Below are 25776 nucleotides of genomic sequence, written 5' to 3'. Positions count from 1 at the left end.
GCGCACCTCCAGCACGATTGAACTGATGTTCAATAGACTATACGCGCGTTCAATCCGAGGCAAGGGACTGCTGCGCTCGAGAGGTCACAGGACCGCCGCGCGGAGATGACCAGAGGTGGTCAGGGCATGAGGGAGCACGCGGAGTCGGGCGCCGGGCGCCGTCCGGCTCAGCTCAGGGCGTCGATCCCGCCCTTGCTGCGCAGCAGGGACAGGAGCAGCTCCTTCGGACCGGCGGCGGGCTCGAGCGCGCACTCGTCGGGCTCGAACGACCAGGCTGCACGCAGGGAGCGGAACACCTCGAACTCGGCGTCACCGGTGCGCAGCGGCACCGCCTGGTATCCGCCCGCCTCGGGCAGGTGGATGACGAAGGCGCCGGTGAGGTCCGGCATCTCGCGCGTGGAGCCGTCACCGTCCAGGAGCAGCTCCGCGCGGCACACGGCCACGCCCTGCAGCGCGTAGTCGCCCCGCACCTTCTTCGAGGTCTTGATGTCCGCGCTGAGCACGGTGTTGCCGATCCTCACGATCGCGTCGGTGGTGCCCGCGTAGCCGACGGTGTGGTTGACCACCGTCTGCTCGACCTCGAGGAAGTCGGGCTGGTACTCGTCCAGGAAGCGGGCGTAGCCGTCCAGGCGCACCTGCGCACGGGCGATGAGGGCCTGCGGATCCTTCTCGGCGGCGAAGGCCCCCTGCCCGCTGCGCATCTGCTCGGCGATCTCCCCGATGTGCGCCGGGTCGGGACGGGCTCCGCTGCGCCCCCAGTCCTCGCAGACGGCGTGGACCAGGGTGCCGAAGTCGGAGGCGGTGCGGGTGTACTCGGGGGCCGCGGCCGCGATCCGCTTCTGCGTCCCCCAGCGGTCACGGGCCACCCGCGAGATCTCGGCGGCCGCGCGGTCCGGGTTGCGGTCCAGCCAGGCGTACATGTCCAGAGCACGTTTGGAGGCCATGGTCGCGTACCAGCCCTGCAGGAAGTCCTTCGCGCGCATCCCCGCGACGGTGGTGATCGAGGGGTACATGAGCGGGCCGTCCGGCTCGAGCCGGTACATGCGTCCGCGCGGGGTGTCGGCGCTGAGAGAGGGGGTGGTCATGGATCCTCGGCAGGGTGCGGGCGTCGGCGGGCCGACGTGATGGACGATCGACGGCCACGCTACGCCGCGGCGTCACCGCGCGGGGTGAGGCGAGTGAGGTACACGCCGGGTCGGATGCACGGATCACAGGTGTTCCGGGCAGGGGTCACTCGTCGACCCCGAAGATGAGACGCTCGGCGATGTTGCGCGCCCGACGGGTCAGGCGCAGATACCGCTCCTCGAGCTCGGAGGCGGAGCCTTCCTCGCCGTCGATCAGCAGGGCGAGCGCCCGCAGGTCATGGCGGTCGGTGGGCAGCACGTCACCCTCTCGCCCCTTCCACAGGAACAGGCCGCGGCGGATCTGCCAGGCCAGGGTCCACGCGTCGGAGAGCTCGTGGACCTCCCTGGCCGGCATGAGGTCCGCCGCGGCGGCCGCCTCGAGCTGGTCGAGGGTGCGGGGCGTGCGCAGGGCCTCGACCTCGTGGGCGTGCTCGAGGGCGAGGAGCTGGGCGCACCATTCCACGTCCGTCATCCCACCCCGGCCGAGCTTCACGTGCCGGGCGGGCTCGGCGTTGCGCGGCAGCCGCTCGGACTCCACACGCGCCTTCATCCGGGTGATCTCCCGTCGCGCCGTCTCCTCGAGACCGGCCCTGGGGTAGCGGTGAGAGTCCATCTCCTCGCGCAGCCGCGCGGCGACCGCCTCGGAGGCGACGACCGGCCGCGCACGCAGCAGGGCCTGCTTCTCCCAGGTCTCGGCATCACGACGGTAGTAGTCGGCCCAGGACTCGAGGCTGCGCGCCAGCGGGCCCATCCGGCCTTCGGGGCGCAGGTCCGCGCTGACCTTCATGTCGGAGCGTGCGGAGGGGGCGTTGAGGATCTTCTGCGTCTGGGTCGCGACCGCGACGGCGATCTCCACGGTGCTGGTGCCGGCACCGCGGTCGATCGCGATGAACTGGACGTCCGCATCGGAGGAGTACCCCATCTCCCCGGCCCCGAAGCTTCCCAGCGCCAGGATCGCCATCTCGATCCCCAGCGCGCGGGCCGGGTCCGAGCGCTTCTCCCGCAGCCGACGGGCCGTGCCGACGTCGACCTCGTCGACGTCGTCGAGAGTCTCCGCACCCTCCCCCACCACGTCCCGGTCCCGGGCCACGACGTGCAGGGCGACCAGCATGCCCGCCTCGAGCACGGCCTCGGCGAGATCGGTCAGGGCGCGGGCGACCTCCGGCGGCGAGGCGGTGCCGGTCAGATGGGCCAGGGCGATGCGCAGCAGCTCGCGGCTGCGCGTACGGCGCAGCACGTCGCGCGCCATCGCCACATCGTCCACGCGGGAGATGACAGCGAGGAACTCCCTGCCCAGCACGTCGCGGGACAGCGGCCGCAGCTGCTCGTCGCGGGCCAGCCAGCGCACTCCCTCGGGGATCTGCTCGAGCTGCTCGCCGACGAAGCGACCGGAGGCGAGCACCCGCGTCAGACGCTTGGCCGCCAGGCCCGAGTCCCGCAGCAGACCCAGGTACCAGTGGGCGGAGCCGATCGCATCGGAGAGTCGGCGGAAGGAGAGCAGACCCAGATCCGGGTCCACGCCGTCGGCGAACCATTCGAGCATCGCCGGGAGCAGCTGGCGCTGGATCCTGGCGCGGCGGGAGATGCCCTCGGTGAGAGCGGAGATGTGGCCGAGGGCGCGCGAGGGGTCGCGGTAGCCGATCGCCGCCAGGCGCGCCTCGGCGGACTGCTCGCTGAGCCGGATCTCGCCGTCGCTGAGCTGCGAGGCGGTGAGCAGCAGGGGACGGTAGAAGATGTCCTCGTGCAGTCGCCGCACCAGGCGACGGGTGCGGTGGTACCGCTGGTGGAAGTCGTCGGTGGACAGGCCCATGCTGCGCGAGAGCCGTCGCAGGTCGGAAGCGGCGGTGGGCAGCACCTGGGTGCGGCGCAGCCGGTGGAGCTGCAGACGATGCTCCACGCAGCGCAGGAACCGATAGGCGGTGTCCATCTCGCTCACGTGCCCGCGCGAGATGTAGCCGCCCTCGCCCAGTCGCGCGAGCGATTCGAGGGTGGATCGACCCTGCAGCACCTCGTCGGCGCGACCATGGACCATCTGCAGCAGCTGCACCGTGAACTCGACGTCCCGCAGACCTCCGGGGCCCAGCTTGATGTTCCGCTCGACCTCGGCCCGCGGGATGTGGGCCACCACCCGGCGGCGCATGGCCCGGGTGTCCTCGACGAAGCCGTCGCGGGTGGAGGCCTGCCAGACCCAGGGCTCCACCATCCGCTCGTACTCGAGCCCCAGCTTCCTGTCCCCGGCGGCGGCGCGCGCCTTCAGCAGCGCCTGGAACTCCCAGGACTTCGCCCACTCCGTGTAATAGCGGCGGTAGGAGCCGATGGTCCGCACCAGCGGGCCGTCCTTGCCCTCGGGGCGGAGGTTCGCGTCGACCTGCCACAGGGATCCCTCGCCGGTGCGCTCCGAACAGGCGCGGGCGAGCTCACGGGCCAGGGCTCCCCCGATGGCGATGACGTCCTCCTCCACGGAGGTCCCGGCCTCCTCGTCGGCCGCCGCTGCCCCCTCGACCCCCTCGGCACCCGTCGCATCGGCCGTCGGCGCGGCGGGGGCGACGACGTGCATGACATCCACGTCGGAGATGTAGTTGAGCTCCCTCGCTCCCGTCTTGCCGAGCGCGATCACGGACCAGCGCACCATCTCGTGGCCCTCGACCGTCGCCCGGGCGATCGCGCAGGCGGCCTCCAGGGCGGCATCGGCGAGATCGCTGATCGCGACGGAGACCCGCGGCTGCAGCGCGATCGGATCCGCGGAGCCGACGTCCGCCGCCGCGATCTGCACCAGGCGACCGTGATAGGCGATGCGCAGCGCGTCCCGCACCTCCCGGCCGCCGTCGTCGGCGACCGGGACCCTCGCCGCAGGATCCGCGCCGACGGCCTCGAGCAGCGTCTCGCGCACCGCGCTCGCGGGCATGGCGAGCCCGTCGTCGCCCTCCCGCAGCAGGGTGAGATGCTCGGGATGCCGGGTGAGGAAGTCGCCGAGCGCGACGGAGCTGCCCAGCAGGGTGATCAGCCGCTGTCCGGAGCTCCCCTCGGTCCCGATGCCGTCGAAGAACTCCTGGAGCAGCGCGTCCTGGCCCGCCTCCTGGGCGGCCTCGGCCAGGCGCAGCAGACCCAGCACCGCGTCGTCGCCGTCCGCGGTGCGGCCGAGCGCCCGCGCGGCCCCCTCGCCGAGACCGGCCAGGGCGGGCTCCGCCAGGAAGCGGTGCACGCGATCGGTGCGGCTGAATCCCAGTCGGGCCAGCGCTCCCGTGGTGGTCGAGGGCTCGGAGGGCCCGGTGGACCCCGATGATCCGGTCGACCCCGATGATCCGGTGGCTGCGGTCGGTCCGTCGGGCTGTTCGTCCATGTCCCGGCTCCTCTCAGACGCGGCTGAAGGTCGAGCGGAGCTCGTGATCGGTCACCTGTTCGCGGTAGCGCTGCCACTCCTGGCGCTTGTCGCGCAGGAAGAACTCGAAGACCTGCTCGCCGAGGGTGCTCGCCATCAGCTCCGAGCCCTCGAAGGACTCCAGTGCGCGGAAGAGGTCCGAAGGGAGAGGATCGATGCCCATCGCCCGGCGCTCCCGCTCGGTGAGCTCCCAGACGGCGTCCTCCGCCCCCTCGGGCAGCTCGTACTCCCCCTCGATGCCCGCCATGCCCGCGGCCAGCAGCGCCGCGAAGGCGAGGTAGGGGTTGGCGGCGGAGTCGAGCCCGCGGAACTCGACGCGCGAGCTGGTGCCCTTGGTGGGCTTGTGGAACGGCACCCGCACCAGGGCGGAGCGGTTGTTGTGCCCCCAGCACACGTAGCTCGGGGCCTCCTGCGCACCCCAGAGCCGCTTGTAGGAGTTCACCCACTGGTTGGTCACCGCGCTGTACTCGGGAGCATGACGCAGCAGGCCGGCGATGAACTGCCGCCCGGTGCGCGAGAGGCCGTACTCGGCGCCCGGCTCGTGGAAGGCGTTCTTCCCGCCCTGGAAGAGCGAGAGATGGGTGTGCATCCCCGAGCCCGGCTGGTCGATCATCGGCTTGGGCATGAAGGTGGCCACCTGCCCCATGGACAGCGCGACCTCCTTGACCACGGTGCGCAGGGTGACGATGTTGTCCGCGGTGGTCAGCGCGTCGGCATAGCGCAGGTCGATCTCGTTCTGCCCCGGCCCGTTCTCGTGATGGGAGAACTCGACCTGGATGTTCATCGCCTCCAGGTGCTGGATCGCGGTGCGGCGGAAGTCCTGGCCCTGGCCGCGGTGGACGTGATCGAAGTAGCCCGCGTTGTCGATCGGGCGCAGCGGATCGCCGTGCGCGTACGGCTCCTCGAAGAGGTAGAACTCGATCTCCGGATGGGTGAAGAACTCCAGCCCCTTCTCCTCCGCGCGACCCAGCGCCTCACGCAGCACACGACGGGGATCGGAGGCGGCGGGCTCGCCGTCCGGCGTCAGCACGTCGCACATCATGCGACCGGTCGCATTGGTCTCCCCGCGCCAGGAGAGCAGCTCGAAGGTGCCGGGGTCCGGTCGCAGGATCATGTCCGACTCGTAGCTGCGGGTCAGGCCCTCGATCGTCGAGCCGTCGATGCCGATGCCCTCGGTGAACGCGATCTCGAGGTCCGAGGGGGAGATCGCGATGGACTTCAGCGTTCCCGCGATGTCGCAGAACCACAGCCGGATGAAGCGCACGTCCTGGTCGGAGACGGTGCGGATGACGTCGTCGTGGAGATGTCCCATGTTCCCAGTGTGCCTCAGGCGGTCTGCTGTGCGGCACGCACGGCGCCCCGGTCTCCGTGGCGGAGTCCGGGGCGCGACGCAGATCCTGAGGGATGCGCGAGAGTGGTCCGGGTGCAGACCTCAGAAATCGCCCTCGACGACGAGGTACCACTCGCCGTCGACCAGGGCCATGGTCATGTCGCTGGGCTCGTCCATCAGGGTGATGCCGGCGGTGCCGTCGCCGTTGTCCACGGCATCGATCATCGCGCGGTCGATGACGCTCACCAGGGAGGGGTCGAAGTCCTCGCCCAGCCCCTTCTCGAACTCCGCGGCGCAGCGCTCCAGGCCCGAGCCTTCGGCCGGAGCACCGGTGTCGGGATCGATGAGCAGCTCGCAGGCCCCCTCGGCGTCCTCCTCGCCGATGGCCTCGAAGAACTCCATGAACCGGTCGCCGGCGGCCGTGAGGTCGTCCTCCGAGAGGGAGCCACCGGCAGCATCGTCGTCTCCGCCGGCCGCGGCGCCCTCGTCCCCCTCCTCGGTGCCGTCGGAATCGGTGTCGACGGAATCGGTGCCGTCGGAATCGGTGTCGTCGGTGTCGGTGTCCGACTCACCGGCGGCCCCATCGTCCTCGGCCCCGTCATTCTCCGTGCCGTCGTCGCCCGCACCGTTCTCCTCGGCACCGTCGTCCGCGGGCTCCTCGACCGCCGGGTCGTCGCCGCCCTGCCCCTCGTCCCCGTCGAGGAGGCCGCCGCACGCGGCCGTCCCCGCGATGATCGCCAGCGCACCGAGCCCTGCCGACGCGCCCCGCACCGTCCTGCGCATGATCGTGGTCATCGTCCCGTCCTCCTGATCGCCGATCCCCGCTGCCCCTGCAGCCGTTGCGAGAATCGTGGCACAGGACGACGGCGGAGGAGATGGGGAGAACTCCCCACGCCGGTGCTCGCGGTGGGACGCCCCCGCTCAGAAGGGCACGGAGAGGTACCACAGGCCGTCCTCGCCCTGGGTCATGGGGATGTCGATCTCCTGGTCGATGACGGTGATCGAGACGGTGTCGTCGTCGTTGTCCTCCGCGGTCACCATCTCCGGCTCGATCACGTCGAACATGCCTGGGACGAGCAGGTCCGCGTGCTCCGCGAGCGCGGGCTCGACGCCGTCCACGCACTCCTGGAGGCGATCGCCCTCCGGGGCCGTGCCGGTGGAGGGGTCGACCACGAGCTCGCAGGCGGTCTCCCAGTCCTCGTCGTCCAGCGCCTGCAGCGCTTCGACGAAGCGCACGGAGGCATCGTCCAGCTCCTCGTCGGAGAAGGGGCTCGTGCCCCTCTCTCCCCCGCCGTCGCTCGCGGCGGGTTCCTCGCCGTCACCCGGGTTCGCTCCCGGCTCCTGGTCCTGGGTGGAGGGGGACCCCTCGGCAGAGGGGTCCTCGTCACCGGTGCACGCCGCGGTCCCGAGCACGAGCGCGATGGCGCCCAGTGCTCCGGCGGCGCGCAGGAGCACGGGGCGATGCAGGGCTCTGCGCCTGGGGGACCTCACGGGAACGCCTCCTCCTCGCCGGCCGATGCGGCGATCACGGACCAGGGTGGCATACCCCGGCCGACCGCGACGGGGATAGGCTGAACAGGCCCCCTACCTCCTCCAGACCGTCCAGGAGCGCTCCGTGAGCACTGAGTCCCCCGTCGGGCCCTCGTCCGACGCCGTCCGTCCGGCGAAGATCCGACTGCGCCATCTGCAGCGGGCGAAGCAGAAGGGCCGCCCGTTCTCGATGCTCACCGCCTACGACCAGTTCTCCGCCCGCGCCTTCGAGGAGGCGGGGATCGAGGTGCTGCTGGTCGGCGACTCCGTGGGGACCACGGTGCTCGGGCACGCCTCGACCACGGCGACCACCCATCAGGACATGCTCACCTTCACCGGCGCGGTCGCCCGCAGCGTGACCCGGCCGCTGGTCCTGGCCGATCTCGCCTTCGGGACCTACGAGAGCGGACCCTCCGACGCGCTGCGTCACGGCGTGGAGCTGGTCCGCGCGGGCGCCGAGGCGGTCAAGCTCGAAGGCGGCGCAGAGATCGCTCCCCAGGTCCGGGCGCTGGTGGGGGCGGGCATCCCCGTCATCGGACATCTCGGCTTCACGCCGCAGTCCGTCAACGCCCTGTCCGGGCACCGGGTGCAGGGACGTGACGAGGCCACCGCCGCGAAGCTCCGCCGGGACGCGCTCGCCCTGCAGGAGGCGGGAGCCGCCGGGGTCGTGCTCGAGCTGGTGCCGGCCGAGGTCGCCGGCGAGCTCACCGAGGCCCTCGCGATCCCGACGATCGGCATCGGGGCCGGCCCGCGCTGCGACGGCCAGGTGCTCGTGTGGCAGGACATGGCGGGCCTGTCCGGCTTCCACGGCACGTTCGTCAAAGCCTTCGCGGACCTCGGCGACCAGCTGCGCGATGCGGCCCAGCGGTACCGGGCCGAAGTGGGCGAGCGCGCCTATCCCGGGCCCGAGCACTCCTTCGAGTGAGACCGCTCCCGACGGGGCCGGGAGCTCCGAGCACGCCTCGTGGCACTCGGTGCGCCGTTCTCAGCGCTTCTCCTCGCCCTCGGCGCCGAACGACTCCCAGGCCTCGTCGTCCTCGTCCCACTTCTCGTTGCGCGACGCGGCGGTCTGCAGGGCGCGCTGCGCCTCCTCCCGCGTCGCGTAGGGACCCATCAGGTCCGTGACCTGCGACTGCGGACCCTCTTCCACGGCGCCGGTGCTCAGGTTGTAGTAGAACTGCGTGCCCTCGGTCACGTCGGTCTCCTTCGAAGTCGGTGAGAGACTGGTGGGCATGACTGTAGAGCAGGAATGGATCCGTCCCGAAGGCCGCGAGCTGCTGACGCCCGGCACCGTCGGGCCCCGCCGCAGCGTGCCCGCGGGCATCGAACGTCCCGAGTACGTCGGCAAGGACGAGGCGGTCTCGGACAGCGGACCCCACGTGCAGACCCCGGACGTGATCGAGCGGGTGCGCGAGGCGTCCCGGATCGCAGCCCTGGCCCTGCAGGCCGCCGGCGAGGCCGCCCGCCCCGGCGTGACCACCGACCAGGTCGACGCGGTGGTGCACGAGGTGCTGATCGAGAACGGCGCCTACCCCTCCACGCTCGGGTACCTCGGCTACGAGAAGTCCTGCTGCACGAGCCTGAACGAGGTGATCTGCCACGGCATCCCGGACTCGACCGTCATGCAGTCCGGCGACATCCTCAACGTGGACGTCACCGCGTTCCTCCACGGCGTGCACGGGGACTGCAACGCCACCTTCCTGGTGGGCGACGTGCATCCCCGCGCACAGGACCTGGTCGAGAAGGCGCACGAGGCGATGATGCGCGGCATCAAGGTCGCCCGTCCCGGCCGCGAGGTCAACGTGATCGGTCGCGTGATCGAGAAGTTCGTGTCTCGTCACGGCATGGAATCGGTGCGGGACTACACCGGCCACGGCGTCGCCGAGGGATTCCACAACGGGCTGATCATCCCCCACTACGACTCCGCGCCGATGTTCGACGACGTGATCACCGAGGGCATGACCTTCACGATCGAGCCGATGGTGACCATCGGCTCCCAGGAGTGGGAGCAGTGGGACGACGGCTGGACCGTGGTCACCAGGGACCGCTCCTTCACCGCGCAGTTCGAGCACACCATGCTGATCACGGCGGAGGGGCCCGAGCTGCTGACCGTCGTCTGACCGCCGGAACCGACTCTCCAGGTGCTCCCTGCGCAGGTATCGTGGGCCGCCGGGCGCCCCGCGGGCGGCGGTGCCCGCAGCGGCGGGGCGACCTCGCCTCGGCCACGGAACCAGGAGACACCATGAGCAAGAAGGCCTTCGGGATCGACATCGGCGGCAGCGGCATCAAGGGCGCGCCCGTGGATCTGGACACCGGGACGCTGGCCGCGGACCGCGTGCGCATCGCCACGCCGCAGCCCTCGACCCCCGATGCGGTCGCCGAAGCCGTCGCCGAGCTGATCGGCTCGTTCGACATCTCCGAGGACATGCCGATCGGGGTCACCTTCCCCGCCGTCATCAAGGACGGCGTCGCGCTCACCGCCGCGAACGTCGACAGGTCGTGGATCGGCACGGACGTGGACGCGCTGCTCACCGAGCGAACGGGCCACGACGTGTTCGTGGTCAACGACGCGGACGCCGCCGGCATCGCCGAGATGGAGTTCGGGGCCGGGCGCAAGACCTCGGGAGTGGTCATGGTGGTCACCCTGGGCACCGGTGTGGGCAGCGCGACCTTCGTGGACGGCACGCTGGTGCCGAACACGGAGCTCGGGCACGTGCTGCTGCACGGGGATTCCGCCGAGAAGTACATGGCCAGCTCCATCCGTGAACGGGAGGACCTGGACTGGGAGACCTGGGCGGGGCGACTCCAGGAGTACTTCTCGCACATCGAGTTCCTGTTCAGCCCCACCCGCTTCGTGATCGGCGGCGGGGTCTCGAAGAAGCACAAGAAGTTCCTCCCGCTGCTCGACCTGAAGACCGAGACGGTCCCGGCGAAGCTGCGCAACGAGGCAGGGATCGTCGGCGCCGCCGCCCTCGCCCACGCCGAGGAGAAGGCGCTGCGCAAGGCCGCGAAGAAGGCGGAGAAGAAGGCGAAGAAGAAGGCCGGCGAGAAGACGGCCGACGCGAAGAAGTCCGACAAGAAGTCCGGCAAGAAGTCCGCGAAGGCGTCCACGGACAAGAAGTCCGGGAACAAGAAGTCCGGGAACAAGAAGTCGGGGAAGAGGACCGGCTCGTCGTCCTCGAAGGGCTGAGCGCCGGGCCCTCGCCTCGCGAGGCCCCGTGGGGCGGACCAGCCGGCCTGTAAGCCGGGTTCTGTGATCGGCAGCCATCCCTCTCGGATCGTCGTCGCCGACGACCTCCAGCGGTCCACCCGGGAACTCGGGCCGGCGCCCTCGAACGTTCCCTGTCTGACCTTGCTCCCGGTGGGGTTTACCGTGCCGACCCCGTCACCGGGGCCGCGGTGGTCTCTTACACCACCCTTTCACCCTTACCCCCGTGCCCCGTGGGGCACGAGGGCGGTCTGCTCTCTGTGGCACTGTCCCGCGGATCACTCCGGGTGGGCGTTACCCACCACCGTGCCGGATGGAGCCCGGACTTTCCTCGGCCCCGGAGCGTGAGCTCCGAGGACGCGGCTGCCCGGCCGACTGGTCCGCTGCGAAGTCTACGCCGCCGCCGCCCTGCCCGCGCGTGAGCTGGTGGCCGCGGGCGGCGCTGACGTGCTCGACCTCTCCCTCGTCGATGCCCGGACCCTGCCCGGGCGCCCCGCACAATGGTCGGATGCTGATCCTGCTGCCGCCCTCGGAGACGAAGACCCGACCCTCGGAGGTCGGGACAGGGACCCTCGACGTCGCCGCGATGGCCCTGCCCGAGCTCCGCTCGGCGCGCGAGACGGTGCTCCGCGCGGCCCAGCGCACCGCCGCCGGCCAGGACGCCGCCGCCCGGCTCGGAGTGCCGGCCTCGTCGCCCGAGCTGGTGGGCCGGATGCTCCACCTGGACCTCGAGCCCATCGCCGCGCCGCTGGCGGTCTACTCCGGCGTGCTCTACGACCAGCTCGACGCCGCCTCGGCCCCCACGCAGGACCGACGGGTGATGGTGCAGAGCGCGTTGCTCGGCCTGGTCGACGCCGCCCACGACCGCATCCCCGCCTACCGGCTCTCCGCGGGATCGCACCTCTCCCGCCTCGGGAAGGCCGGCTCGTGGTGGGCGCCGCGCCTGAAGGATCCCGCGACGCAGCTGATCCGGGAGCAGGCCGACGGCCGCTCCCCCGTGGTCATCGACTGTCGCTCAGGCTCCTACCGCTCGATGATGCGCCTGCGCAGCACGCCCGATGTGCGGGTGCTCGAGGTCGCGCCGGTGCAGGAGAAGGACGGCCGACGGACGGTGGTCTCGCACGACGCCAAGCGCTACCGCGGCATCGTCACCGCGCTGCTCCTGGCCGCCCCGGTCACCGCAGCCGGCCCGGAGGACGTGGTGGACCAGCTGCGCGCCGGTTTCGCCGCGTCCCCCGGCGCGTCCGCCCGCGGGCGCGGGCTCGAGGTCGAGCTCGACGGGGACGCGCTGGTGATCATCGACCGCGTCAGCTGAGCGGCCCGGCCGCACCGTCAGCCGGCGCGACCGCCCCAGGGGTCGGTGGTGCCCTCGTGGAGCAGCACCTCGAGGCCGGGCACCGCACGGGTCAGCAGGTCCCTGGCGGACGGGAGCCACAGCGCCTCGCTCGCGGCATGGGGCACGTCGACGAGGGCGGGGACGGCCCACGGGTCCGCTGCCGACTCGAGGTGCTCGAGTGCCGGGTGGTGCCGGAGGTCGGAGGTGATGTAGACGTCGGCCCCGGACTCCGCCGAGGCCTCCAGGAACGAGTCCCCGGCCCCGGGGCAGACCGCCACGGTGCGCACGGGTCGGTCCGCCGGCCCGGTGTGCAGGATGCCGCGGGCCGTCCTCGGCACCCGCGCCGCGATCGTGGCGGCGAGCTCTCCCACGCTGGTCGCCGAGGGCAGCGTGCCGACCGCACCGAGCCCGAAGCGCTGCGAGCCGTGCGCCGCCTCGGCGCTCTCCTCGCCCGGGACCAGGGGCCGGGCGCCCTGCAGGTCCAGCAGCGTGATCCACGCGCCCACGGTGCCGCGGGTGGAGCGATCGACGTTGGTGTGCCCGCACCACAGAGCGGTGCCGTGTCGCAGCAGCGAGGTCACCACTGCGCCCTTGCCCTCGTCCGCCGGCAGGAAGCTCGCGCCGCGCAGCAGCAGCGGATGATGGGTGACCAGCAGCTGGGCGTCGCGCTCGACGGCCTCGCGGGCCACGGCCACGGTCGGGTCCACGGCGAGCAGCACGCGGGAGACGGCGGCGTCCCGTTCGCCCAGCACCAGGCCCACCCGGTCCCACGGCTCCGCCCAGGCCGGCGGATAGGCGGCCTCGAGCACCTCGACCGCCGCGGCGACGGTGGCGGTGCCCGCCACCGGATCCGGGACGGCAGCGGTCTCGGAGCGCGCGCTCATGCGCCCAGCGCCCGGGTCTCGACCAGCGCGGCCTGGTACGCCTTCCAGGGCATCAGCACGCATTTGACCCTGGCCGGGAACTTCGCCGCGCCCAGCAGCGCGATGCCGTCGCCGATGAGGTCCTCGTCCCCCTCGATGCGGCCGCGCGAGCCCATCGCCTCCTGGAAGTGGTTCTGCACGGGCTCGATCTCGGTGACGGTGCGTCCGATCAGGAGGTCCGCCATGATCGAGGCGGAGGCCCGGCTCATGGCGCAGCCGACGGCCTCGTAGGAGACGTCCTCGATGCGCTCGGCACCGTCGTGCGAGAGCTGCAGGCGCAGGGTGATCTCGTCCCCGCAGGTGGGGTTGACGTGATGCACCTCGGCGCCGAACGGCTCGCGCAGGCCGGCGTGGAGGGGGCGCTTGTCGTGCTCGACGACGAGCTCGGTGTAGAGGGCCGAGAGGTTGCTGCTCATCACAGGGATCCGAAGAAGTCGACGGCATGGGCGACGCCGGCGACGAGGGCGTCGACCTCGGCGGCGGTGGTGTGCACGGAGAAGCTCGCACGAGTGGTGCCGTGCAGTCCGTAGCGGCGGTGCAGGGGCCAGGCGCAGTGGTGGCCCACCCGGACCTCGATGCCGAGGGAGTCCAGCACCTGGCCGATGTCGTGCGGGTGGCGGCCTGCGACGTCGAAGGAGACCGCGCCGGCGCGCTGCGGGGAGGCGGCCGGGCCGATGATCCGCACTCCCTCGATGCTCGCCAGGCCTCTCAGCGCCTGCTGCGTGAGCGCCTGCTCGTGCGCGGCGATGCGGTCCATGCCGAGCGCGTCGAGGTAGTCGCAGGCGGCGGCGAGCCCGACGGCCTGGGAGATCGGCGGGGTGCCGGCCTCGAAGCGGGCGGGCGGCTCCGCATAGGTGGTGCGGTCCATGTGGACCGTCTCGATCATCGACCCGCCCGTGAGGAACGGGGGCATCTGGGCCAGCAGCTCCCGACGTCCCCACAGCACGCCGATGCCGGTGGGCCCGAGCATCTTGTGTCCGGACAGCGCCACCAGGTCCGCTCCGAGGGCGGCCACGTCGAAGGGCATGTGCGGAGCGGACTGCGCGGCGTCCAGCACGGTGAGCGCGCCGACGGCGCGGGCCGCCTCGACCAGGCGGCCGACGGGGTTCACGGTGCCCAGCACGTTGGACTGGTGGGTGAGGGCGAGGACCCGGGTGCGCTCGGTGAGGAGCGAGCCGAGGTCGGTGAGGTCGAGGGTGAAGTCCTCCGCGAGCGGGATCCAGCGCAGCGTGGCGCCGGTGCGCCGGGCCAGCTCCTGCCACGGCACCAGGTTCGCGTGGTGCTCCATCTCGGTCACCAGGATCTCGTCGCCCTCGCGCACTCGCAGATGGTCGGGGGTCGAGGCGTCTCCGCTGCCCAGTGAGTGCGAGACGAGGTTCAGCGCCTCGGTCGCGTTCTTGGTGAACACGATCTCGTCGGGCGAGGGAGCTCCGACGAAGTCCGCGACACGTTCCCTCGACCCCTCGTAGGCATCGGTCGCCGCGGCGGCCATGCGATGGGCGCCGCGCTTGACCGCGGCGTGGTCACGGGTGAGGTAGGCGACCTCCGCGTCGATGACCTGTCGGGGTCGTTGCGAGGTGGCGCCGCCGTCGAGGTAGATCATCGGCGTGTCCTCGTCGAGCATGCGGTCCAGGATCGGGAAGTCCGCTCGGATCGCCTCGATGTCGAGCTCTGGCTGGGGTGCACTCACCGGCGCGGTTCCTCCTCGGATCTGGGCCGTTCGCGGCTCCCGGCGGTGCGGGAGGCCTCGGCCGTGGCGGCCCGGCCAGTATAGGAACTGCCCAGGGACGGGGGTCGGGCCGTGAGACCCTGTGCACATCCGTCGGCCGTCGACCACTCTGGAGGATGCGTCATCAACACTCCGATCCTGCTCGCGCTGTTCGTGGCGATCCTGGTGTCCCTGGTGCTCCTGATCGGTCAGATGCTGCTGCGCCGACAGCGCCGGCGCGATGACCCCGACGCCTCCCGCGAGCACCCCCGCACCGAGGAGGGGAAGGCCAGGGACCGCAGGACCGGGATCGTCTGGGGCTGTCTGGCGCTCGCGGTCCCGACCGTGCTGGTGCTGCTCTACGCCGTCACACGCTGAATCGCACCCGCTGGAACTCGCGCGCCGGAGCTCACACGCCGGAACTCACGCGCTGAGCGTCTCGCGCCGACGCCTCCGGCGGCCCTCCGCCGTGCGCAGCGCCTCGGCCCCCGCCTCGAGCAGTCCCGCGGCTCGGCCCACGGTGCCGTCCAGCAGCCAGTGCCAGAAGCGCCGGGAGAGCGGATGGCGCTCGACGGTCACGTGCAGCAGGTAGGCGAGCGCGAGGACGAACCCGGTCACCAGGGCGTAGGCGAGCCACTTGGTGGACTCGGTGGCGAAGCGGTCCAGCAGCATGTAGCCGATGTGGGCATGGAGCAGGTAGAGGGGGTAGGTGAGCGCCCCGGCCGTCGCCGATCCCGGCACGCGCAGGGAGCGCACCTGCGGAATCACCGTGGAGAGCATCATGAGGAACACGAGCGTCTCCAGACCCGAGGTCAGGCTCATCTCGAGGTCCGTGATCGAGAGGAGGGCGGCGAGCAGACCCGCCCCCCGGTACAGGCTCCAGCCGGACTCGACGATCGAGGCGATCACCGCTCCCGCCGCGAACCACACGAAGTAGCCGCCCAGGTAGGGAGCGGCGCCGCCCAGCTGCGGGGCGGCGACGTCGATGTAGAGCATCAGCAGCGCCCAGGCGGGCATGAGCGCGGCGAGACGTCGTCCCTGTCCGCACACCACCAGCACGAACACCATGACGTAGAACTGCAGCTCGTACAGCAGCGTCCAGTACACCCCGTCGACGTAGGGCTGCCCCAGCTCCGAGGGGATCATCGTGAGGTTGACCAGCACCTGCGTGGCGGTCACCCCCATTCGATCACCGCCGAGCACCAGCGCGAAGACGGTCGTGATCCCGAGGGCGACCCAGAACGCCGGGTAGAGGCGCAGGGCGCGGCCCACGGCGAACCGGCGGGCCGTCTTCCCCCGCACCGAGGCGGTGATCACGAACCCGCTGATCATGAAGAAGAGGTTGACGCCGAGGTAGCCGTACTGCGCGATGTGGGCGATCGGCTCGTGCGAGATGCTGGTGACCTTGCCGTTGCGGATCCCGTTGTACAGGTAGTGGTACGCCATCACCGACAGCGCCGCGGCCAGGCGCATGCAGTCCACGATCTCGACGCGCGCCCGTGCAGAGGAGGACGTTCCCGTGCCGGACATGCGGAGCATCCTCGCACGCGTGCACGCTCCCGCGAGAGAGCTGCCGGGCGCGAGGCGGACGGGATCACGCCGACGCGGGCTCCTCGGCGCCGGCTCCTGCCTCCCCGAGGTCGCGGGCGTGGCGCACCGCACTCCGTTCAGCCGAGCGCGGCTCGGCCGAACGGGCTTCGGCCGTGCACGCTTCAGCCGAGCGCCGCGCCGACGAGGAAGGAGCCGACCATGCCGACGAGCCCGACGACGAGATGCGAGGCGCCGAGGGTGGTGCCGATGATCGCCGCCGCGCGCGGCCGGTCGCGCAGCACCAGGCCGACGACGCCGAGAGCGGTCGCGATCACCGCGATGACCGCCTGAGGGATCGCGTACAGGAGCGGGAGCAGCTGGTACGAGAGCCCGTACCTCTCGACGAGCAGCGGGATGGCGGGAGTGGTCGACTGGACGACGAAGCCGACGAGGAGCAGCAGGATCCCGGCGACGAGCGACGCGAGGCCGATCGGGTTCCGTCGAGGCGGAGAAGCAGTCTGAGTCATGGATCAACCGTATCCACATCTCCACCGCCTCCGTGGAGCGGTCCGAGAGGGACCCGGCGGCGAGGGACCCGACGGCGAGAGGCCCGACCGAGAGGGACGCCACCGAGAGACCCCCGGTCGGCACGGTCCGTGCCGACCGGGGGTCTCTCCCGGGTGGGTCGTGAGGGGCTCGAACCCCCGACCTTCTGGGTGTAAACCAGACGCTCTGACCAGCTGAGCTAACGACCCGAGCGGGGGCGGACCCCGCGGCCGACGACGGTCAGTTGGTGCGGCTGGCCAGGCGGGTGCCGGTCCAGTCCGGGGCCAGGCTCACCGAGCTCATCACCCGCAGCCCGGCGATGCCGGCGCTCTCCTGGATCTCGCCCGGCATCACGTGCCCGTCGCGGCCCGCCTTCGGCGTCATCACCCACACGGGGGCGCCGGGCTCGATGTTGCGCAGGGTGTCCACCATCGCGTCGGTGAGGTCACCGTCGCCGTCGCGCCACCACAGCACCACGGCGTCGACGATCTCCTGGGTGTCCTCGTCCTCGAGCTCACCGCCGACGAGGTCCTCGATCGCGTCGCGCAGGTCGAGGTCGACGTCGTCGTCGTACCCGATCTCCTGCACGATCTGGCCCGTGGTGAAGTTCAGCACCTCGGGGAGGGAGCTGGACGAAGGGGCGTCGGACGACGGTGACAAGAAAGGACTCCTCACGAGTGGGGGCAGTGCGTTCGGCGCGGTGTCGACGTGCCGGGACGTCCCGGAGCCGTGCTGCGCGGGCCCGATTCTATGTCACGCCACACCTCGGCGCACTCCGCGCCGGGAGGTCCGGGGACGGGCCCGAGAAAACCGATGTCCGACGAGTCACAGTTGCGGAGGGAGTGTGAAGGTCCCGCACGCACTCGGCGACGGTAGGCTTGCGGGACCGAGGCCCAGGAGCCGAGCCCGCCGGCGATCCTCAGCTCCCACGGCCGGTCCATCGCCTCCAGCAGAGAGAAGGACAGTGTGACTTCGCACGAGACCCCTCGTCCCATCGGCATCAACCTGCCGAGCCACGCGCAGGACCCGGACCCGGAGGAGACCCGGGAGTGGCTGGACTCGTTCGACGGTCTCGTCGAACACCGCGGCCCCGACCGCGCGGCCGAGATCGTCCAGAGCCTCATCCAGCACGCGCGCGACGAGGATCTGCACCTGCCGGACTCGCTGACCACGGACTACGTGAACACGATCTCCGAGGATCAGCAGCCCGAGTACCCCGGCGACGCGGAGGTCGAGAAGGAGCTGCGCAACATCAACCGCTGGAACGCGGCGATGGTCGTGCACCGCGCGCAGCGGCCGGGGGTGTCCGTCGGCGGGCACCTCTCCAGCTACGCCTCGATCGCCACGATGTACGAGGTCGGCTTCAACCACTTCTTCCGCGGGCGCAACCACCCCGGCGGCGGCGACCACGTCTTCTTCCAGGGCCACGCCTCCCCCGGCATCTACTCCCGCGCGTTCATGATGGGCCGCCTCACCCAGGAGGACCTCGACGGCTTCCGCCAGGAGGTCTCCCACGAGAACGGGATGCCCTCCTATCCGCACCCGCGCGCGATGCAGGACTTCTGGGAGTTCCCCACCGTCTCCATGGGCATCGGCCCGGTGGCCGCGATCGAGCAGGCCTCCTTCGACAAGTACCTGCACAACCGCGATCTGAAGGACACCAGCGAGCAGCACACCTGGGCGTTCCTCGGCGACGGCGAGATGGACGAGGTCGAGTCGCGCGGCGCGCTGCACATCGCCGCGAAGGAGCACCTGGACAACCTCACCTTCGTGGTCAACTGCAACCTGCAGCGGCTGGACGGACCCGTCCGCGGCAACGGCAAGATCATCCAGGAGCTGGAGAGCCAGTTCCGCGGTGCCGGCTGGAACGTCATCAAGGTGATCTGGGGCTCGGGCTGGGACCCGCTGCTGGCCGAGTCCACCGACGGCGCCCTCATCGACCTGATGAACGCCACCCCGGACGGCGACTACCAGACCTACCGCGCCGAGAACGGCGCGTTCATCCGCGACAACTTCTTCGGGCGCGACCCCCGCACCAAGGCGCTGGTCGAGAACCTCTCCGACGACGACATCTGGTGGAAGCTCAACCGCGGCGGTCACGACCACAAGAAGATCTACGCGGCGTTCCAGCAGGCGGCGACCCTCAAGAACGGCAAGCCGACCGTCGTCCTGGCCCACACGGTCAAGGGCTACCGGCTGGGCACGAACTTCGCGGGCCGCAACGCGACCCACCAGATGAAGAAGTTCACCCTCGAGGACCTCAAGGCCCTGCGCGACACCCTGCGCATCCCGATCAGCGACGACCAGCTCGAGTCGGGCAGCGTCTACGACGCGCCCTTCTACCTCCCCGGCGACGACTCCCCGGTGATGACGTACCTCAAGGAGCATCGTGAGGCGCTCGGCGGACCGGTGCCCTCGCGCCGCACCGAGCACACCCCGCTGCAGCTGCCCGGCGACAAGGCCTACGAGGTCGTCAAGCGCGGCTCCGGGAAGCAGGAGATCGCCACCACCATGGCGCTCGTGCGACTGCTGAAGGACCTCATGCGGGACAAGGAGACCGGCAGGCGCTGGGTCCCGATCGTCCCCGACGAGGCCCGCACCTTCGGCATGGACTCCCTGTTCCCCACGGCGAAGATCTACAACCCCGACGGGCAGAACTACCTCTCCGTCGACCGCGACCTGCTGCTGGCCTACAAGGAGTCCACCTCCGGCCAGATCAAGCACATGGGCATCAACGAGATCAGCTCCACCGCGGCCTTCACCGCGGCGGGCACCTCGTACGCCACGCACGGCTTCCCGATGATCCCGTTCTACATCTTCTACTCGATGTTCGGGTTCCAGCGCACCGGCGACTTCTTCTGGGCCGCCGGCGACCAGATGGCCAAGGGCTTCGTGATCGGTGCGACCGCCGGCAAGACCACGCTCGCCGGCGAGGGCCTCCAGCACATGGACGGGCATTCCCCGATCCTGGCCGCGACCAACCCCGGCGCGGTCATCTACGACCCCGCCTACGGGTACGAGCTGGGGCACATCGTGCGCGACGGGCTCCAGCGCATGTACGGCGAGGACGACCGCCTGCAGGAGGTCTTCTACTACATCACCGTCTACAACGAGCCGATGGTGCAGCCGGCCGAGCCCGAGGACCTGGACGTCGAGGGGCTGCTCCGGGGCATGTACGTGCTCGAGGGCGCTCCCGAGGGCGACGGGCCCGTGGCGCAGCTGCTCGCCTCCGGCGTGGGCGTGCCGTGGGCTCGCCACGCCCGGGAGCTGCTCGCCGAGGACTGGGGCGTGCGCTCGAGCGTGTGGTCCGTGACCTCGTGGACGGAGCTGCGCAAGGAGGCCCAGGAGGCCGAGAAGCACAACCTCCTCCACCCGGAGGACCAGCGCACCCCGTGGATCTCCCAGCGTCTCGAGGGCGTCGAGGGGCCCTTCGTCGCGACCTCCGACTACGACTTCATGGTCCCCGACATGATCCGCGAGTGGGTCCCCGGCCCGTACGGCGTGCTGGGTGCCGACGGATGGGGCTTCTCGGACACCCGTCCCGCCGCCCGTCGCCACCTCAAGATCGACGCGCACTCCATGGTCGTCAAGGCGCTGCAGCTGCTCGCCAAGGACGGCGCGGTGGACCCCGCCCTCGTCCGCCAGGCCATCGACAAGTACGACCTGACGAATGTGAACGCCGGCCAGTCCGGCTCCTTCGGCGGCGAGTCCTGATCGCCCCGTCGGGTCGCCCGTCCTGAGGACGGGCGGCCCGACGGTCCCCCCCATCCCCCGTCGACGGCCCGTCTCGTCCCCCGAGCGGGCCGTCCCTCTTCTCTCTCCCCCTGGAGGTTCCCGTGCTCGCGATCGTCTGCCCCGGCCAAGGGGCCCAGAAGCCCGGCTTCCTGAGCCCGTGGCGTGAGCTGCCCGGCGTCGACGAGGCGCTGTCCTCGCTCTCCGAGGCCGCCGGCATCGACCTGCTGCGCCACGGCACCGAGTCCGACGCGGAGACGATCCGCGACACCGCCGTGGCGCAGCCCCTGCTGGTGGCCGCCGGCATCGTCGCCGACGCCCAGCTGCGCACGGAGCCGGACCTGCCGCCCGCCGACGTGCTGGCCGGGCACAGCGTCGGAGAGCTCACGGCCTCCGCGCTCGGCGGGGTCCTCTCCGACGAGGAGGCGATGCGCCTGGTCGCCGTGCGCTCCCGTGCGATGGCGCAGGCCGCCGCCGCGGAGCCGACCGGCATGGCCGCAGTCGTCGGCGGCGCCCGTGAGGACGTCCTCGCCGCGATCGAGCGCCACGGCCTGCACGCCGCCAACATCAACTCCGCGGCGCAGGTGGTCGCCGCCGGTGCGAGCGAGGCGATCTCCGCCCTCGTCGAGGACGGCCCGGCGAAGGCGCGGGTGATCCCCCTGCAGGTCGCGGGCGCGTTCCACACCCCGTACATGGCCGGGGCCCGGGAGGAGCTCGCGGCCTTCGCCCCGTCGCTGACCCCCTCCGACCCGTCGACGCCGCTGGTCTCGAACGCCGGCGGAGAGCTCGTGACCTCGGGGTCGAGGTACCTCGACCTGATCGTCACCCAGGTCGCCTCTCCGGTGGACTGGGAGTCCTGCATGGCCGTCCTCCGCGACCGCGGGGTCACGGCCCTCGTCGAGCTCGCCCCCGCCGGCACGCTCACCGGGCTGGCCAAGCGCGAGCTCAAGGGCATCGCGCTGGCGAACGTGAACACCCCGGACGATCTCGAGGCTGCCCGCACCCTGGTGCGCGAGCACGCCGGCACCGCCCCCGCCGACCAGGAGAACTGACATGGCCGTCTCCCTCACCACCCACCCCACCGTCGCCGGCTCGCAGGTCCTCGCCTACGGGGCGGCCCGTGGTGACCTGCTCGTCCCCAATGACGACCTGGTCGGTCCGATCGACTCCTCCGACGAGTGGATCCGGCAGCGCACCGGCATCGTCACCCGCACCCGGGCGAGCGAGGACGTCGGCGTCAAGGACCTCTCGCTCACCGCGGCGAAGGAGGCGATCGCCCGCTCCGGCATCGACCTCGAGACCCTCGACGCGATCATCGTCTCGACGATCTCCTTCCCCTATGCGACCCCCTCGCTGGCCACTCTGCTCGCGGGAGAGCTGGGCCGTCCGGACGTCATCGCCTACGACATCTCGGCCGCGTGCGCGGGCTTCGCCTACGGGATCGGCCAGGCGGACGCCCTGATCCGCTCCGGCTCCGCCCGCAACGTGCTGGTGATCGGCGCGGAGAAGCTCTCGGACTTCGTCTCCCCCACCGACCGCTCGATCTCCTTCCTGCTCGGCGACGGCGCCGGCGCCGCGGTCGTCGGGCCCAGCGAGACCCCCAAGGTCGGCCCGACGGTCTGGGGCAGCGACGGCGAGAACTGGAGCACGATCCGCATGACCGGCTCCTCGATCGACTTCCGCGACGGCAAGGTCGAGTGGCCCACGCTCGAGCAGGACGGCCGCACCGTGTTCCGCTGGGCCGTCTGGCACACCGCGCAGAAGGTCCGCGAGATGCTCGAGAAGTCCGGCCTGGGCATCGAGGACGTCGACGTGTTCGTGCCGCACCAGGCGAACATGCGCATCATCGACGAGCTCGCCAAGCAGCTGAAGCTGCCCGAGGACGTCGTCATCGGGCGCGACATCGCCGAGACCGGCAACACCTCCGCGGCCTCGATCCCCCTGGCCACCCACCGTCTGCTCGAGGAGGGCGCCGCGAAGAGCGGCGACGTCCTGGTCCAGTTCGGCTTCGGGGCGGGCCTGGCCTATGCCGGTCAGGTGCTGATCCTGCCCTGACCCCTCCGCGGGTGGACTGTCACCCGCATCACGCGGCGGCGACGACATCATCGATGCTGCCCGGTTACCTCCCCTCGCGCAGGTAGTCTGTGACCGCCACTCATCCGCACACCTGAAGGAGCACCCATGGCACACACCGAGAACGAGATCCTCGAGGGCCTCGCCGAGATCGTCAACGAGGAGACCGGTGTCGCCACCGAGGACGTCAAGCTCGAGAAGTCCTTCACCGACGACCTCGACATCGACTCCATCTCGATGATGACGATCGTGGTCAACGCCGAGGAGAAGTTCGACGTCCGCATCCCCGACGAAGAGGTCAAGAACCTCGCGACCGTCGGCGACGCCGTCAAGTTCATCGAGGGCGCTCAGAACTGAGCCCCGCCTGACGCCCGGGACGATCCCGTCCCGGGCGTCGCCGTCCCGTCGCCCCGACCAGACCCGGAGGTCCGTATGTCCGCTCCCCGTTCCCGTGTCGCCGTGACCGGCCTCGGCACCGTCAACCCGCTGGGTGCTGACGTCGCCTCCACCTGGGAGGCCGCCCTGGCCGGGACGTCCACCGCGCACACGCTGGACAACGACTGGAAGGAGACCTACGGGCTGTCCGTGGACTTCGCCTGCCAGCTCGTTCCCGGGGCGCTCGACTCCCTCACCCGTCCCGAGGCCAAGAAGCTCGACCCCTCGGGCCAGTACGCGATGGTGGCCGCGCGCGAGGCGTGGGCCGATGCGGGCGCCCCCGAGGTGGACCCGACCCGTCTCGGCGTCGTGGTCGGCTCCGGCATCGGCGGCATCTGGACCACGCTGGACCAGTGGGACGTGGTGCGCGAGCGCGGTGCCCGCCGGGTCAACCCCTTCACCGTCCCGATGCTGATGGCGAACTCCTCGAGCGCCCACATCTCGATGGAGCTCGGAGCGCGCGCCGGTGCGCACACGCCCGTCTCCGCGTGCGCCTCGGGGGCCGAGGCCGTCGCGCTGGGATCGGCCATGATCCGCGAGGGCCGCGCCGACGTGGTCGTCGTGGGCGGGACCGAGGCGTCCATCCACCCCATGACCCTCGCCGCGTTCGCGAACATCCGTGCCCTCTCGGGGCGGGTCGACGACCCCGAGCACGCCTCCCGTCCCTATGACGTGGACCGCGACGGCTTCGTCCTCGGCGAGGGCGCGGCCATCTTGGTCCTCGAGAGCGAGGAGCACGCCGCGGCCCGCGGCGCCCGGGTCTACGCGCGCGTCGCGGGGCGCGGCATGGCCTCGGACGCCCACCACATCTCGGCCCCCTCGGCCGAGGGGCAGGCGCGCGCCGTGCGCGAGGCCATGGAGGACGCCGACCTCGCCGCGCAGGACGTCGTGCACGTCAACGCGCACGGCACCTCGACCCCGCTCGGCGACATCGGCGAGCTGCGGGCCGTCTCCGATGCGCTGGGCGGCACGACGGATCAGATCGTGGTCACCTCGACGAAGTCGATGACCGGTCACCTGCTGGGCGGTGCGGGTGCGCTGGAGACCGTGTTCTCCGCACTCGCGGCGCACCACCGCATCTCGCCGCCCACGATCAACATCGAGAACCTCGATCCCGAGACCCCGATGCGGATCGCGCAGAACGCCCCGGCGGAGCTCCCGGGCGGCGACATCGCCGTGCTGAACAACGCCTTCGGCTTCGGAGGTCACGACATCGCGGTGGTGCTCACCAGCGCCTGATCGACCCGGCGCAGCGCAGCTCGACCGCGAGACGCCCGCAGCTCCCACCGGGAGCCGCGGGCGTCTCGCGGTCCCGTCGGCCGCAGCTCAGCTCACGCGGTGCAACCAACGCATCGGCACGCCCTCGCCGGCGTGCCGGTAGATCTCGAGGTCCTCGTCCCAGGGCGACCCGAGGGCGATGCCGAGCTCGCGGCGGAGCGCCAGCGGGTCCTCCCCCGCCCTCTCCATGCACCCGCGCACGTGATCCTCGGTGAGGACGATGTTGCCGGCGTGGTCGGTGGCCGCGTGGTGGATGCCGAGCTCCGGGGTGCAGCTCCACCGGGCGCCGTCCACCGACGCGCTGGCCTCCTGGGTGACCTCGAAGCGCACCTCGTGCATGCCACGCAGGGCGCTGACCAGCAGTGCCCCGGTGTCCTCCCGGCCGCGCCAGGTCATCTCGGCGCGCTGGAGCCCCCGTCCCACGGGCTGGTCCTCCCAGCGGATCCGTGCGGGCATGCCGAGAACTCCGCTGGCTGCCCATTCGATGTGCGGTGTGAGGGCACGCGGCGCGGAGTGAATGTACAGAACGCCCTGAGTCATCTCGTTCCTTCCGGTCTCCGATGCGTCTTCCCCAACGAATCGGTACCGCGTGCGGGACGAGGGACAGAGGGTTCCTGTCGGTGCTGAGCTTAGAGGGTCTCCCTGATCTCGCGCAACGCTCGCTTCCTCACCGAGCGCTCCAGCCCGTCGATGTAGAGCTCGCCGTCGAGGTGTGCCACCTCGTGCTGGATGAGCCGGGCGACGATCCCCTCCCCTGCGAGCTCCACCTCCTCGCCCTCGAGGTTCGTGCCCACGCAGCGGGCGTGGGCGGAGCGGGTGCGGGGGTAGAACAGACCGGGCACGGACAGGCAGCCCTCGTCGTCGTGCTGGAGCTCCTCGGAGAGCTCGACGATGACGGGGTTCAGGATGTAGCCGAGCTCGCCGGTCTCCACCAGGTGCCAGGAGAAGGCGCGGAGGTTCACGCCGATCTGGTTGGCGGCCACCCCGGCCCGAGCCTCGTCGTCCACCGTGTCCAGCAGGTCGCGCACGAGCGCGCGGGTGCCGTCGGTGACCTGCCGGACTGGGTCGCAGGGCGTGCGCAGCACCGGATCGCCGACGATGCGGATGGGGCGGATGGTCATGAGGGCGACTCCTGCTCGGCGCCGAGGATCCGATGGGTGACCGGCGTGCCGGGGACCACGGTGCGCTCGACGGTGCAGCCGGCGGCGACGGCGCGCCCGAAGACCTTCACCACCGCAGCGATCTCCTGCTCGCTGAGGCCCTCCAGCGGCAGCTGGACCTCCTCGGCGACCGCGGTGTAGCGGTTCTCGGTCTCGTCGGCGGTGCCGTGCGCCCACAGTCGCAGGGCGAAGTCGTCGCCGAGCCGGCGGGAGAGGTTGACGTCGCTGCTCATGCCCGCGCAGCCGATGAGGGCGAGCTTGAGCAGCTCCCCGGGATCGATCTCCCCCTCGCCCTTGCCGATCGGGATCTCGACGCCCCGCTGGTTGCGTCCTGTCAGGGAGCGCGGCCCGGTGCGATCCGCCCAGACGCTGCCGGGGCCGACGTTCTCGGGCAGCGCGAAGCCGTCGTCGGGGAGGACGGGAGGAGTGGACATGCTCGTGCTCCTTCGACGGGACCCTGGGGCCGGGGACGGTCGGAGGCGGA

General features: G+C 71.3%; 25 protein-coding genes, 1 tRNA gene and 1 other RNA gene. 10 read left to right on the top strand and 17 right to left on the bottom strand.

Features of this window, described 5'->3' with window-relative positions; translation table 11 throughout:
• Nucleotides 1-167: 167 nt before the first annotated feature.
• The 5 genes from ACT3SP_RS02710 to ACT3SP_RS02690 all read right to left on the bottom strand — a co-directional run bounded on the left by ACT3SP_RS02710 (nt 168) and on the right by ACT3SP_RS02690 (nt 7324).
• Nucleotides 168-1085, bottom strand: coding sequence for a PD-(D/E)XK nuclease family protein (locus ACT3SP_RS02710; RefSeq protein WP_444585695.1), 918 nt, complete (start codon nt 1083-1085; stop codon nt 168-170).
• Between the two features lie 145 nt (nt 1086-1230).
• Nucleotides 1231-4464: a bifunctional [glutamine synthetase] adenylyltransferase/[glutamine synthetase]-adenylyl-L-tyrosine phosphorylase gene (locus ACT3SP_RS02705; protein ID WP_444585694.1), complete on the bottom strand. Its 3234-nt coding sequence runs from the start codon at nt 4462-4464 to the stop codon at nt 1231-1233.
• A gap of 13 nt (nt 4465-4477) precedes the next feature.
• Complete coding sequence (locus ACT3SP_RS02700; protein ID WP_444585693.1) at nt 4478-5815, bottom strand: glutamine synthetase family protein; 1338 nt, start codon at nt 5813-5815, stop codon at nt 4478-4480.
• Between the two features lie 120 nt (nt 5816-5935).
• A complete protein-coding gene (locus ACT3SP_RS02695; protein ID WP_444585692.1) occupies nt 5936-6628 on the bottom strand; it encodes a hypothetical protein in 693 nt (230 codons plus the stop codon).
• A gap of 126 nt (nt 6629-6754) precedes the next feature.
• Nucleotides 6755-7324 (bottom strand): hypothetical protein, encoded by a 570-nt coding sequence (locus ACT3SP_RS02690; protein WP_444585691.1) that lies wholly within the window; start codon nt 7322-7324, stop codon nt 6755-6757.
• Between the two features lie 124 nt (nt 7325-7448).
• Between ACT3SP_RS02690 and panB the strand changes: the two genes are divergently transcribed.
• Nucleotides 7449-8288 carry a 3-methyl-2-oxobutanoate hydroxymethyltransferase gene (panB, locus tag ACT3SP_RS02685; protein WP_444585690.1) on the top strand — a complete coding sequence of 280 codons (840 nt, stop codon included), beginning with the start codon at nt 7449-7451 and terminating at the stop codon, nt 8286-8288.
• 60 nt (nt 8289-8348) lie between these two features.
• On the opposite strand, the gene ACT3SP_RS02680 is transcribed toward panB, so the two are convergent.
• The gene (locus ACT3SP_RS02680) at nt 8349-8558 is read right to left on the bottom strand and encodes an SPOR domain-containing protein (RefSeq protein ID WP_444585689.1); all 210 of its coding nucleotides are present in this window, start codon (nt 8556-8558) and stop codon (nt 8349-8351) included.
• A 37-nt stretch (nt 8559-8595) separates the two neighbouring features.
• Here ACT3SP_RS02680 and map point away from each other — a divergent pair, with 37 nt between their 5' ends.
• Together map and ppgK are read left to right on the top strand one after the other, a co-directional pair.
• Nucleotides 8596-9483: a type I methionyl aminopeptidase gene (map, locus tag ACT3SP_RS02675; protein ID WP_444585688.1), complete on the top strand. Its 888-nt coding sequence runs from the start codon at nt 8596-8598 to the stop codon at nt 9481-9483.
• A 122-nt stretch (nt 9484-9605) separates the two neighbouring features.
• Entirely contained in the window at nt 9606-10553 is a 948-nt protein-coding gene (gene ppgK, locus ACT3SP_RS02670) for a polyphosphate--glucose phosphotransferase (protein WP_444585687.1), read from the top strand.
• A gap of 34 nt (nt 10554-10587) precedes the next feature.
• Here the strand turns inward: ppgK and rnpB are convergent.
• Nucleotides 10588-10950, bottom strand: an RNA gene (gene rnpB / locus ACT3SP_RS02665) — RNase P RNA component class A.
• Nucleotides 10951-11079: 129 nt separating this feature from the next.
• On the opposite strand from rnpB, the gene ACT3SP_RS02660 reads away from it, so the two are divergent.
• Nucleotides 11080-11886, top strand: coding sequence for a YaaA family protein (locus ACT3SP_RS02660; protein WP_444585686.1), 807 nt, complete (start codon nt 11080-11082; stop codon nt 11884-11886).
• 17 nt (nt 11887-11903) lie between these two features.
• On the opposite strand, the gene ACT3SP_RS02655 is transcribed toward ACT3SP_RS02660, so the two are convergent.
• Genes ACT3SP_RS02655 through ACT3SP_RS02645 form a run of 3 tightly spaced genes read right to left on the bottom strand, consistent with a single transcriptional unit; the run spans nt 11904 to nt 14520 of the window.
• A complete protein-coding gene (locus ACT3SP_RS02655; protein WP_444585685.1) occupies nt 11904-12791 on the bottom strand; it encodes a Nif3-like dinuclear metal center hexameric protein in 888 nt (295 codons plus the stop codon).
• Nucleotides 12788-13246 (bottom strand): Fe-S cluster assembly sulfur transfer protein SufU, encoded by a 459-nt coding sequence (gene sufU, locus ACT3SP_RS02650; RefSeq protein ID WP_444585684.1) that lies wholly within the window; start codon nt 13244-13246, stop codon nt 12788-12790. The genes ACT3SP_RS02655 and sufU overlap by 4 nt, the downstream gene beginning before the upstream one ends.
• On the bottom strand, nt 13246-14520 hold the full coding sequence (locus ACT3SP_RS02645; RefSeq protein WP_444585683.1) for an aminotransferase class V-fold PLP-dependent enzyme: 1275 nt from the start codon (nt 14518-14520) through the stop codon (nt 13246-13248). The genes sufU and ACT3SP_RS02645 overlap by 1 nt, the downstream gene beginning before the upstream one ends.
• A gap of 111 nt (nt 14521-14631) precedes the next feature.
• On the opposite strand from ACT3SP_RS02645, the gene ACT3SP_RS02640 reads away from it, so the two are divergent.
• Nucleotides 14632-14916, top strand: coding sequence for a hypothetical protein (locus tag ACT3SP_RS02640; RefSeq protein ID WP_444585682.1), 285 nt, complete (start codon nt 14632-14634; stop codon nt 14914-14916).
• Nucleotides 14917-14961: 45 nt separating this feature from the next.
• On the opposite strand, the gene ACT3SP_RS02635 is transcribed toward ACT3SP_RS02640, so the two are convergent.
• From ACT3SP_RS02635 to ACT3SP_RS02620, 4 genes are all read right to left on the bottom strand, one after another.
• The gene (locus ACT3SP_RS02635; RefSeq protein WP_444585681.1) at nt 14962-16068 is read right to left on the bottom strand and encodes an acyltransferase family protein; all 1107 of its coding nucleotides are present in this window, start codon (nt 16066-16068) and stop codon (nt 14962-14964) included.
• 182 nt (nt 16069-16250) lie between these two features.
• Nucleotides 16251-16595 (bottom strand): hypothetical protein, encoded by a 345-nt coding sequence (locus ACT3SP_RS02630; RefSeq protein WP_444585680.1) that lies wholly within the window; start codon nt 16593-16595, stop codon nt 16251-16253.
• A 154-nt stretch (nt 16596-16749) separates the two neighbouring features.
• Nucleotides 16750-16823: transfer RNA gene (locus ACT3SP_RS02625), tRNA-Val, on the bottom strand.
• 31 nt (nt 16824-16854) lie between these two features.
• Nucleotides 16855-17274, bottom strand: a complete 420-nt coding sequence (locus ACT3SP_RS02620) for a DUF3052 domain-containing protein (RefSeq protein ID WP_444585679.1) — start codon at nt 17272-17274, stop codon at nt 16855-16857.
• 306 nt (nt 17275-17580) lie between these two features.
• On the opposite strand from ACT3SP_RS02620, the gene aceE reads away from it, so the two are divergent.
• From aceE to ACT3SP_RS02595, 5 genes are all read left to right on the top strand, one after another.
• Entirely contained in the window at nt 17581-20328 is a 2748-nt protein-coding gene (aceE, locus tag ACT3SP_RS02615) for a pyruvate dehydrogenase (acetyl-transferring), homodimeric type (protein WP_444585678.1), read from the top strand.
• A gap of 122 nt (nt 20329-20450) precedes the next feature.
• Entirely contained in the window at nt 20451-21398 is a 948-nt protein-coding gene (locus ACT3SP_RS02610) for an ACP S-malonyltransferase (protein ID WP_444585677.1), read from the top strand.
• 1 nt (nt 21399) lies between these two features.
• Nucleotides 21400-22401: a beta-ketoacyl-ACP synthase III gene (locus ACT3SP_RS02605; protein ID WP_444585676.1), complete on the top strand. Its 1002-nt coding sequence runs from the start codon at nt 21400-21402 to the stop codon at nt 22399-22401.
• A gap of 126 nt (nt 22402-22527) precedes the next feature.
• Nucleotides 22528-22776 (top strand): acyl carrier protein, encoded by a 249-nt coding sequence (locus tag ACT3SP_RS02600; protein ID WP_087485275.1) that lies wholly within the window; start codon nt 22528-22530, stop codon nt 22774-22776.
• 75 nt (nt 22777-22851) lie between these two features.
• The gene (locus ACT3SP_RS02595; RefSeq protein WP_444585675.1) at nt 22852-24093 is read left to right on the top strand and encodes a beta-ketoacyl-[acyl-carrier-protein] synthase family protein; all 1242 of its coding nucleotides are present in this window, start codon (nt 22852-22854) and stop codon (nt 24091-24093) included.
• A gap of 87 nt (nt 24094-24180) precedes the next feature.
• On the opposite strand, the gene ACT3SP_RS02590 is transcribed toward ACT3SP_RS02595, so the two are convergent.
• The 3 genes from ACT3SP_RS02590 to ACT3SP_RS02580 form a co-directional block, all read right to left on the bottom strand.
• Nucleotides 24181-24672, bottom strand: a complete 492-nt coding sequence (locus ACT3SP_RS02590) for a DUF3145 domain-containing protein (protein WP_444585674.1) — start codon at nt 24670-24672, stop codon at nt 24181-24183.
• A gap of 89 nt (nt 24673-24761) precedes the next feature.
• Nucleotides 24762-25253 carry a peptide deformylase gene (locus ACT3SP_RS02585; RefSeq protein ID WP_444585673.1) on the bottom strand — a complete coding sequence of 164 codons (492 nt, stop codon included), beginning with the start codon at nt 25251-25253 and terminating at the stop codon, nt 24762-24764.
• On the bottom strand, nt 25250-25726 hold the full coding sequence (locus tag ACT3SP_RS02580) for an OsmC family protein (protein WP_444585672.1): 477 nt from the start codon (nt 25724-25726) through the stop codon (nt 25250-25252). Before ACT3SP_RS02580 ends, ACT3SP_RS02585 begins: the two co-directional genes overlap by 4 nt.
• Between the last annotated feature and the right edge of the window lie 50 nt (nt 25727-25776).

It is taken from the genome of Brachybacterium sp. AOP43-C2-M15, from assembly GCF_052446295.1.
Lineage (GTDB): Bacteria > Actinomycetota > Actinomycetes > Actinomycetales > Dermabacteraceae > Brachybacterium.
The sequence above is the reverse complement of the archived record's forward strand: the minus strand, read 5'-3'. Positions and strand labels throughout refer to the sequence as shown.

Coding starts and splice junctions, on each gene's coding strand:
- ACT3SP_RS02710 (WP_444585695.1), bottom strand. CDS start 1,085: ATGACCACCCCCTCTCTCAGCGCCGACACCCCGCGCGGACGCATGTAC.
- ACT3SP_RS02705 (WP_444585694.1), bottom strand. CDS start 4,464: ATGGACGAACAGCCCGACGGACCGACCGCAGCCACCGGATCATCGGGG.
- ACT3SP_RS02700 (WP_444585693.1), bottom strand. CDS start 5,815: ATGGGACATCTCCACGACGACGTCATCCGCACCGTCTCCGACCAGGAC.
- ACT3SP_RS02695 (WP_444585692.1), bottom strand. CDS start 6,628: ATGACCACGATCATGCGCAGGACGGTGCGGGGCGCGTCGGCAGGGCTC.
- map (WP_444585688.1), top strand. CDS start 8,596: ATGACTGTAGAGCAGGAATGGATCCGTCCCGAAGGCCGCGAGCTGCTG.
- ppgK (WP_444585687.1), top strand. CDS start 9,606: ATGAGCAAGAAGGCCTTCGGGATCGACATCGGCGGCAGCGGCATCAAG.
- ACT3SP_RS02660 (WP_444585686.1), top strand. CDS start 11,080: ATGCTGATCCTGCTGCCGCCCTCGGAGACGAAGACCCGACCCTCGGAG.
- ACT3SP_RS02655 (WP_444585685.1), bottom strand. CDS start 12,791: ATGAGCGCGCGCTCCGAGACCGCTGCCGTCCCGGATCCGGTGGCGGGC.
- sufU (WP_444585684.1), bottom strand. CDS start 13,246: ATGAGCAGCAACCTCTCGGCCCTCTACACCGAGCTCGTCGTCGAGCAC.
- ACT3SP_RS02635 (WP_444585681.1), bottom strand. CDS start 16,068: ATGTCCGGCACGGGAACGTCCTCCTCTGCACGGGCGCGCGTCGAGATC.
- ACT3SP_RS02630 (WP_444585680.1), bottom strand. CDS start 16,595: ATGACTCAGACTGCTTCTCCGCCTCGACGGAACCCGATCGGCCTCGCG.
- ACT3SP_RS02605 (WP_444585676.1), top strand. CDS start 21,400: ATGGCCGTCTCCCTCACCACCCACCCCACCGTCGCCGGCTCGCAGGTC.
- ACT3SP_RS02600 (WP_087485275.1), top strand. CDS start 22,528: ATGGCACACACCGAGAACGAGATCCTCGAGGGCCTCGCCGAGATCGTC.
- ACT3SP_RS02595 (WP_444585675.1), top strand. CDS start 22,852: ATGTCCGCTCCCCGTTCCCGTGTCGCCGTGACCGGCCTCGGCACCGTC.
- ACT3SP_RS02590 (WP_444585674.1), bottom strand. CDS start 24,672: ATGACTCAGGGCGTTCTGTACATTCACTCCGCGCCGCGTGCCCTCACA.
- ACT3SP_RS02585 (WP_444585673.1), bottom strand. CDS start 25,253: ATGACCATCCGCCCCATCCGCATCGTCGGCGATCCGGTGCTGCGCACG.
- ACT3SP_RS02580 (WP_444585672.1), bottom strand. CDS start 25,726: ATGTCCACTCCTCCCGTCCTCCCCGACGACGGCTTCGCGCTGCCCGAG.